This is a genomic window from Dehalococcoidia bacterium, assembly GCA_035574915.1.
Classification (GTDB): domain Bacteria; phylum Chloroflexota; class Dehalococcoidia; order DSTF01; family WHTK01; genus DATLYJ01.
In genome coordinates this window covers 19,076-27,074 of sequence record DATLYJ010000008.1, presented here as the reverse complement: position 1 = coordinate 27,074, position 7,999 = coordinate 19,076, and the positions used below count along the sequence as shown (strand labels likewise).

Genomic DNA, 7,999 nt, shown 5'->3' with positions numbered 1-7,999 from the left:
GAGCAGGCAGACATCGTCCTCCTCAGACGGGAGCACGACCCAGTCCCTACCCCGAGACCTGACAAGGGACCCAACCGGGAAACGGTTGGTCTGATACGCGTTTGACGCCACTGGCCGAATTATAAATACCAGCGAAGCTCGCACGGCGGCCCGTGCCCGCCCTAGTTCACCTGGCGCCGCCAACAGGCCGCCCAGGAAGCCCAGCGGCGGCTCGCGGGCCCGGCCTGGGTCGAGCACGGGCTGGTGTTCACGAACGAGCGCGGCCTGCCCCTGTGGCGCAGCCAGGTAAGGCGCGCCTGGTTGCGCCTCCTCGAGAAGGCCGGCCTGCCGCACCTCCGCATCCACGACCTGCGCCACTCGGCGGCCTCGCTCCTCCTCGCCGAGGGCGTGCCGGTGAAGGTGGTCAGCGAGATGCTGGGACACTCCGACGTCGCCACGACGCTGCGCATCTACGCCCACGTCCTCGAGGGCGCGCAGGAGCAGGCGGCCTCGGCGATGGACCGCCTTCTGCACGCATAAGGGGTCAGATAAGGGGTCAGCCCCGACGCAAGAGCCCCTCGAACCGCCGATTTCAGATTCGAGGGGCCCTGGTTTTCTGGTAGCGGTACGGGGATTCGAACCCCGGTTTGAGCCTTGAGAGGGCTCCGTCCTGGTCCCCTAGACGATACCGCCTCTACCTACCACCGCAGCCCTTCGCCGCGGCTGTCCTGTTTGGCTGGGGAGGGAGGATTCGAACCCCCGCATACGGATCCAGAGTCCGCTGTCCTACCACTAGACGACTCCCCAAAGGGCCAATCCATATTACCAAACGCCGCCTTTGTTGCACGCCCTACGCGGCCACGTCCTCAATCCACAGCATCGAACGCCTCCGCGATACCAAAGTGACAGCAAAATGCTAACAACTGCGGGCCGGCATAATGGGCGCCCCCACCCCCGAGCAGCGGGCCGCTCGCTCCCAGCGCCCCGGACGTTCACTCCTGGATCCGGCGGCTCACGGGCATGCTGCCGCCCGGCCCGCTCGCCCAGCCCGCCATCACCGCCGAGAACTTCCCCGCGTCTCCGCCGGCGACGACGATGTGCAGGTTCCTCGGGTCGCGGAACTTCGGCGCCGGCGCCTCGAGCTGCTCCTCCGTGAACCCTCGTCGCGGGATGCCGCCGCCCGTTTCCTCGGTCTCCAGCCGGTCGCGCAGGCGCCGCGTCGTCACCTCGATGATCCGCTGGCGCAGGTCCGCCTTCGTCATGCCCTGCTCCCACAGCGTGTCGACGTGCTCCGGGCACACGACGAGGAGCGTGTCGCCCGCGGGGGACTTGGGGTGCCCGACTGCCTCCACGCCCAGCGCAAGGCTACCCGCCATCGCCCGCGCCGTCCGCGTCGTCTGGTCGACGATGAGCTGAGGCCCGCCCGTGAGCGCGATGAGCGTGACGACGCTGTCCTCCGGCCTGAACCCGTGCTCCACGTGGTAAGGCTCCCAGGGCGAGCGCTCCTCCCACTCCGCGAAGCAAAACGTGTACTTCATCGGGTTGCCCAGCGTCGAGCGCTCCGTCCCGCCGGGCTTCGCCCCGCCCACGTTGCGCAGCACCAGGCGCAGCGCCCGCCCGATCGTCGCGTTCGCGCGGTTGCCCTGTCCCAACGCGCCCAGGCCCGCGTTCATGCCGATCCGGTTGCGTATCGGCCCGTTGACGATCACCGCCGGCGAGGCGCCCATGGTCGTCGCCATCACGCCGTGAGCGTTGAACTCGTCCGTGCAGGCCGCCTCGACCGCCGTGATCACCACCGGCAGATACTCCGGCTTGCAGCCCGCCATCACCGCGTTGATCGCGACCTTCTCGACGGTGCACGGCGCCATGTTCGGCGGCACAATCGCCACCACCTCCTGAGGGTCGCGCCTCGTGCCCCCGAGCATGCGTAGGACGCGCTCAGCGGTCGGCGGCACTACCGGGAGCCCGTCGGTGAACCCCTGGTCGAACATGAACTCGAACTCGTCGTCCTGCACGGCGATCTCGATCCGCCGGGCGCGGATCGGGCTCCCCTCCGCCTCCGCCTGCAACCTCTCGTAGATGCCCGGCTCGACGGACTTGGAGCCACACCCCGGCAGAAATGCCGGGTAGTCCGCCCACGGGACCGGTGGCACGACAGCGTCTGCCAGCTTCGCCAGGGCCACGAACAGCTCCTGCCACTCCTCCCGGTCGAAGCCCACGATGCGCTTCTGTACTTCGCCCTGCGGCGATGTGAGCACTAGCGTGGGCACGGTCTCGATCTCGTTGGCGAAGGACACGCGCAGGGCGGCGTCGTCCAGCACGGGGAATGTGAAGCCGTGGCGCTCCGCAAGCGCCGCATTGCCCTCGTCCTGCCCGACCGCCAGCACCGCCACCGTGTCCCCGAACGCCCTGTGCGCCGTTTCCAGTAGCGGCGCGCAGGTGTTGCAGGTCGGGCAGTCCTCCTTGAGGAAGGCCAGCAGGGTCGCCCTGCCGGTTGGAAAACGATGCCGCCGGCCTTCGAGGTCCGCCAGCTCAAACGGCGCCACCATCATCGGCCCCGCCTCCGCCGCGCGCTCCGGGACCGCGCCTGCCCGCCGGCGCGCTCCTCCCCGTCTCCGCCAGCGGAGCGCGGGCCGGGCGGTGAGGTCTGCGGCGCCTTCACCCGGAACCAGGAGACGACAGCCACCAGGGCGATCGCCGCCGACACCAGCGCCGCAGTCTGCAGCGTACGCTCCAGGCTCCTTCCGTCCGCGAGCGACCCTGCCACCGACCCGGCGAAGAAGGCCAGCACGATCGTCGCCACATATAGCGGCATCGGCGCCCGCGCGTCCCGCGGCCACGTCAGGCGCGCTACGACCAGCAGTATGGCCACCGAGACGAAAAGGGTTACGAGAAAGCCCATGGCCTCACGCTATCGAGTACCCGCCGTCGACGCAGATCGACTGGCCCGTGACGAAGTCCGACGCCCGCGAGGCGAGGAAAATCGCCGCGCCCGCGCACTCCTCCGGCGTGCCAAACCGCCTGGCCGGCGTTCGCTCCACGATCCGCCTGTAAGCCTCCTCGTTGCGCGTGATGCCGGCTGTCATGTCCGTCGTGATCCAGCCGGGGATGATGCAGTTCACCTGGATGTTGTCGCGGGCCCACGCCACCGCCAGCGACTTCGTCATCTGGACCACGCCGCCCTTGCTCGCGGAGTAGGGCAGCACCGTAGGGCTGCCGAAGATGGCGTACTCGGACCCGATGTTGATTACCTTTCCCCGGCCGTTGCGGACCATCGCCGGGTGGCAGGCCTGCGCGAAAAGGAAGCCCGCCTTCAGGTTTGTGTCCACCACCCGGTCCCAGACCTCCTCCGCGAGCGCCTCTGGCCGCCCGCCCGCGGCCACGCCTGCATTGTTGACCAGGATCGAGATGCGCCCCAGCTTGGCCTCGACCGTCTCCACCACCCTGGCGATGTCGGCTCGGTCGAGCACGTCGCATCGGAGCCCGAGGCAGCGCCGTCCCAGCGCCTCGATGCGCGCCACCGCCGCCGTGGTCTTCGTCTCGTTCCGTGCCGCGATGGCCACATCCGCGCCCGCGCGCGCCAGCCCCTCCGCGATCCCGAGCCCGATGCCGCCGTTGCCGCCGGTGACGATCGCCACCGCGCCCGAAAGGTCGAAGTCACTCATAGGTGCGCCGATTCTTGCACCGCCACCCCGCAACCGACAATGCCCGCACAGGATCCGAGTCCAACCCCGACACAGGGCCGCCCGCGCTCCCGCACCGTGGCGTCCGTCGACCTCCCGGACTCCTGCGCAAGGAGAACGTGTGCAAGCCCCGGTAACGGCCGGCGATCAATGTGCCACGCCGCAGCCACTAACCTCCCGCAGAGCGACCAGCTTGCGCGGAGACCCCCGAGGGTAGCCGTCGGTTAGACACGCCGCCCAATTCGCGTCCCAATCATGGGCTCTGCGAGAGGGTGAACCCAAAACAGAGCCCGGCAACCCTTGACAGGGGCATTCATGCTGCGTGATATACTGCCGATAAGCTACTTGACAAGCGGAAAATCTCTGATATAAGCGAAGTCGCATTATATGCCCTGGTGTTCCCTTCCGGGGATGCCAGGTTGTTTATTAGTTGACCTGTAGGACTGGCCCAAGGCTACCCTACAGCTTTGTTTGAGGAATCTGGCGCATGGCGCGCATCGCTCTCTTCATCGACGGTGCCTACCTAAAGTATGTCCTTAAGGATGAATACAGTTTGGTCCGGATTGACTACCAGGCCCTCGCGTTGGCTATGGCAGGCGACATCGACATACTCCGAACCTACTACTATGACTGTCCACCTTGGCAGAGTCCTCAGCCCACACCTGAGGAGAGCGACCGTTTCGCAAAAGCGCAGTCCTTCTTCACGGCCTTAAATCGATTACCGCGGTATGAAGTCCGACTAGGCCGGCTAGCGCGGCGCGGCCTCGATGAGAAGGGTCGTCCGGTCTTTGAACAGAAGAGAGTGGATATCATGCTGGGCGTCGACATGGCCCTTTTGTCGGGGAAGAATCAGATTACGCACGCTGCGCTGCTGGCTGGGGACAGCGATTTCATTCCAGCCGTATCGGCGGCAAAGAATGAGGGGGTCCTGGTTCGGCTCTACCACGGCAAGAGCTACCATAAGGACCTTTGGGACTGCGTAGACGAGCGTGTGCCCATCACAAAGGCTTTCGTCAACAGGATCACTATGGCCCCCTAGGTGACCGTGGCAAACCGGGAGGCGCAGCCGGCCCGGGGCCGCCACCGGCATCCCGGGCTCGCCGCCCCTCAGCGCGAAGCCTTCGCCTCCACCAACTCGCGCAGCTTCGCCGGCTCCATTTCGTCCGAGAAAACGCCGTTCGGGTTGTCGACAAGCCACACGTGCATCATCTCCGGCGTCTTGCCCATGAAGACGCTGCCTGCGGCGCACTTCCCGTTAGCGTCCGTGAAGCCGCTGATGCGGCCGAGCGCCGGGCTGAAACAGAGGTTGTCGTGCGCGTGCCAGGCCGTCAGCGGGCCGGCGATCCGTGGTCCAGGCTGGTCTCGCGAGGGCATCAAGAACATCACCCCCACCAGCTTCCAGGTGCCGTCGCTCAGGCGCAGGTACATCAGGTCTTCCGGCCGCTCGGGGTCCAGGATGCGGCCGTCCGTGTGGTAGGCCTGGTTGTGGAAGTGCGCCAGGCCCGTGCGGCCGCCGGCGAGGAGGAAGTAGCCCTCCCGCTGGGCGACCGTGATGTCCTCGAACCGTGCCGTGCCCGCCCTCACGTCCGCGACGAGCTTCGCCGCCGCCTCGAGCTCCGCCGCCGTGATCGCCACCGCCTCGCCGTGGTCGTGAGTGACGCCGGGCAGCGTCGATGAAGCCTTGTTCCTGGCCTGAGACGCCACGAACTCCTGGTGCTCGTTGTGCGTGTGCACCGTGCCGTCCTCGTGGACGTGCTCCGGGCCCCCCAGCGTGCCGGTCGACGCCGCCAGCCCGAACGACGCCGTCGCCAGCGCCAGGATGCCTGCCGCGGGCAAGGCGAGCCGAAGCCGGTTGGGTGAGGTCAGCGCCTTGCCGGTGAAGAACATGACCACGCCGGCAACTATCACCGCGATGCCGCCCCCGAAGAGGACGTGCCCCGGGTTGTTCAGGCTGAAAATCCCTTCCCGCGCTGCCAGTTCCGGGTCGAGGTTGTGCAGGACCGCGTCCCAACCCAGCCCCAGGAGCAGCAGGACCACCCCGGCACTCACCACCCACGGCGACGAAGCGACCATCTTGTCTGCGCGAGCTTCCACGGCAAACCTCTCAGCCCAACAGCGGATACGAAGGGTCGGCCCCTCGATGCAGCTAATCATACAGAAACGCGAGGCAAGGCGTGGGAGGCCACCCGGCTGAAGCCGCCAGTAAGCCGCCAGACCTCCGTACCGCCCGCGGTCACCCTGCCGATGATGTTCCTTCCGTGCCGGCGCGCGCGGCACGGTGGCCGAAGAGGCGGCGCATCCCGGGCTCGAGTGGTGTGAGCATAAAGCCGGGAGTGCGGGAGAGCACCGCGCTTTGGGCTTTTGGGGAGGCTCGGCTAGCGGCTGGCCAGGCCTTCGACCACCCGTTGTATCGCCGCTGGCTCCATGTCGTCTGAGAACACGCCGTTCGGGTTGTCTACCAGCCAGACGTGCAGCATCTCCGGCGTTTTGGACGCTGTGCCCCTGGCGCAGGTGCCGTTGCTGACGGTGGCCACTACGCGGCCGTTGGCGGTGCACAGATTGTCGTGCGCGTGCCAGGCGGTAAGGGGGCCGCCCACGCGCGGGCCGGGTTGGTCCGGGCTCGGCATCCGGTACATGACGCCGACCAGCTTCCAGCTCCCGTTAGCCAATCGCAGATAAATCAACGATTCCGGATGCTCCGGGTCCAGAATCCGGCCGTCCCGGTTATAGGCGGTGTTCATGTAATGGGCGAGGCCGTTCCGCGGCGGGGCCGCCTGGTAATAACCTTCCGCGAGCGCGGCCTGGATGTCCTCGAAGCGCACCGACGCCGCCCTCGTGTCAGCCACCAGCCGCGCCGCCGCCTCGAGCTCCGCCGCCGTGATCGCCGCCGCTTCGCCGTGGTCGTGAGTCACGCCGGGGAGAGACGAGGACGCCTTGTTCCGTCCCTGAGACGCCACGAACTCCTGGTGCTGGTTGTGCGTGTGCACCGTCCCGTCTTCATGGATGTGGCGTGCCCCTCCCAGCGTCCCCGTGGACGCCGCCAGCCCGAACGACGCCGTCGCCAGCGCCAGGATGCCCGCCGCCGGCAGCGCGAACGCGAGACGCCGCCTGGACTCCAGGGCGCGAGCCGCCAGGTACATGACGATGCCGGCAACGATCACCGCGATGCCGCCCCCGAAGAGCACGTGCCCCGGGTTGGAGGCGGAGAAGACGCCCTCGGTTGCCGCCAGGTCGGGGTCGGCCCGGTGCAGGACGGCGTCCCACGCAAGGCCGGCGAGGAGCAGCGTCAATCCGGTGCTTACGACCCACGGCGACCAACTCTTGAGCCTCTCCGAGGTCGGTCCCACTTCGCGCCTCCTCGCAACGCCGATGCCACCACAAGCTATCAGTTGGAGCAGCGAATTAGAACAGGTCGAGAGGCGGCCCGGCCGATCTGCGTACAGGAAACTGCCTAACTCCCGGCGCCGGCCATCGGTCTTTCGTCCAGCTCGATTGCCCGCATCAGCTTCACCCACGACTTCAGCGTCAGTTCGTTGCGGCGGGCACCCAGGCGCTGACCCCGCTCCCACAACTCGGGGTCGAATCCTTCCGGCATAGGCAGGTTGCCGCGAGTCTCCTCCCAGTGGCCCGGGCCGTGGTAGCCAGTGAGCAGCACCACCTCCTGCGGCTCTGTGCCCGCGACCGTCGTCCACAGCCCCAGAATGCAGGCCCCCTGGGCCTCGATCCGCGGCCACACGCCCTCGCCGGAACAGTAGGCGAACTCGTCGAGGTCGGCGCCGCGCGTAAAGAAGCGGCGATAACCGTAGACCGCGCGCCGGTCCTCGTCCGGCAGCCGGTCCTTCGGCCGGGCGGCGATCGCGCGCAGCAGCCGCACTTCCTCACCCTCGACGAGCTCCGCGCGCTCCGGTGACACCACTGTCTGCGACCGCTCCCAGGAGGCAAAGTCCGGGTAGCGGACGACCTGTAGTATCTCCGTCGCCGGCGCGCCGATCAGGCCGGACATCACGCACAGCACGCGGCCGCCGTTCTCGTGGACCACGGCCCGGTGGTCCTGGCGGTGCCAGCGGAGGTATTCACCGGCCAGGCCCCGTTTGACATGAGTGAACCGCTCTTCGTACAGCACTGCCGGACTCCTGGTAAGGCTTGTCGATTACCCGCCGGCCCCGCGCGAGGCCATCACGGGCGACGCCGGCAGTATCGCATGCAGGTCAGTAAGGTCTGCCGCCCCGGGAAAAAGGCACCTCGGGCACAAGACCGCGACTGCCGTAGGACGGGCACCTGCCAGTCATCGGTGCCTTCCTGCCCCGGTTCGACGATGCAGCTGCGGAACGCGGCTG

8 protein-coding genes and 2 tRNA genes are annotated in these 7,999 nt (G+C 67.7%); 2 read left to right on the top strand and 8 right to left on the bottom strand.

Annotated elements, in window-relative coordinates; genetic code table 11:
- The first annotated feature begins 240 nt into the window (after positions 1-240).
- On the top strand, positions 241-519 hold the full coding sequence (locus VNN10_00825) for a site-specific integrase (protein ID HXH20539.1): 279 nt from the start codon (positions 241-243) through the stop codon (positions 517-519).
- 77 nt (positions 520-596) lie between these two features.
- Here VNN10_00825 and VNN10_00820 read toward each other — a convergent pair.
- From VNN10_00820 to VNN10_00800, 5 genes are all read right to left on the bottom strand, one after another.
- Positions 597-672 (bottom strand) — tRNA-Glu (locus VNN10_00820).
- A 40-nt stretch (positions 673-712) separates the two neighbouring features.
- Positions 713-786: transfer RNA gene (locus tag VNN10_00815), tRNA-Gln, on the bottom strand.
- 185 nt (positions 787-971) lie between these two features.
- The gene (locus tag VNN10_00810; GenBank protein ID HXH20538.1) at positions 972-2,531 is read right to left on the bottom strand and encodes a TlpA disulfide reductase family protein; all 1,560 of its coding nucleotides are present in this window, start codon (positions 2,529-2,531) and stop codon (positions 972-974) included.
- Positions 2,528-2,881: a hypothetical protein gene (locus tag VNN10_00805; GenBank protein HXH20537.1), complete on the bottom strand. Its 354-nt coding sequence runs from the start codon at positions 2,879-2,881 to the stop codon at positions 2,528-2,530. The genes VNN10_00810 and VNN10_00805 overlap by 4 nt, the downstream gene beginning before the upstream one ends.
- A 4-nt stretch (positions 2,882-2,885) precedes the next feature.
- Positions 2,886-3,644: a glucose 1-dehydrogenase gene (locus VNN10_00800; GenBank protein HXH20536.1), complete on the bottom strand. Its 759-nt coding sequence runs from the start codon at positions 3,642-3,644 to the stop codon at positions 2,886-2,888.
- Positions 3,645-4,149: 505 nt separating this feature from the next.
- Between VNN10_00800 and VNN10_00795 the strand changes: the two genes are divergently transcribed.
- On the top strand, positions 4,150-4,701 hold the full coding sequence (locus tag VNN10_00795; protein ID HXH20535.1) for an NYN domain-containing protein: 552 nt from the start codon (positions 4,150-4,152) through the stop codon (positions 4,699-4,701).
- Positions 4,702-4,769: 68 nt separating this feature from the next.
- On the opposite strand, the gene VNN10_00790 is transcribed toward VNN10_00795, so the two are convergent.
- The 3 genes from VNN10_00790 to VNN10_00780 form a co-directional block, all read right to left on the bottom strand.
- Positions 4,770-5,756: a hypothetical protein gene (locus tag VNN10_00790; GenBank protein HXH20534.1), complete on the bottom strand. Its 987-nt coding sequence runs from the start codon at positions 5,754-5,756 to the stop codon at positions 4,770-4,772.
- Between the two features lie 281 nt (positions 5,757-6,037).
- Positions 6,038-7,009, bottom strand: a complete 972-nt coding sequence (locus tag VNN10_00785; protein ID HXH20533.1) for a hypothetical protein — start codon at positions 7,007-7,009, stop codon at positions 6,038-6,040.
- Between the two features lie 104 nt (positions 7,010-7,113).
- Entirely contained in the window at positions 7,114-7,785 is a 672-nt protein-coding gene (locus tag VNN10_00780; GenBank protein HXH20532.1) for a hypothetical protein, read from the bottom strand.
- Positions 7,786-7,999: the final 214 nt, after the last annotated feature.

Bases quoted from the DNA above. Each gene is read 5' to 3' on its own strand.
- VNN10_00805 (HXH20537.1), bottom strand. From the start codon at position 2,881: ATGGGCTTTCTCGTAACCCTTTTCGTCTCGGTGGCCATACTGCTGGTC.
- VNN10_00810 (HXH20538.1), bottom strand. From the start codon at position 2,531: ATGATGGTGGCGCCGTTTGAGCTGGCGGACCTCGAAGGCCGGCGGCAT.
- VNN10_00800 (HXH20536.1), bottom strand. From the start codon at position 3,644: ATGAGTGACTTCGACCTTTCGGGCGCGGTGGCGATCGTCACCGGCGGC.
- VNN10_00795 (HXH20535.1), top strand. From the start codon at position 4,150: ATGGCGCGCATCGCTCTCTTCATCGACGGTGCCTACCTAAAGTATGTC.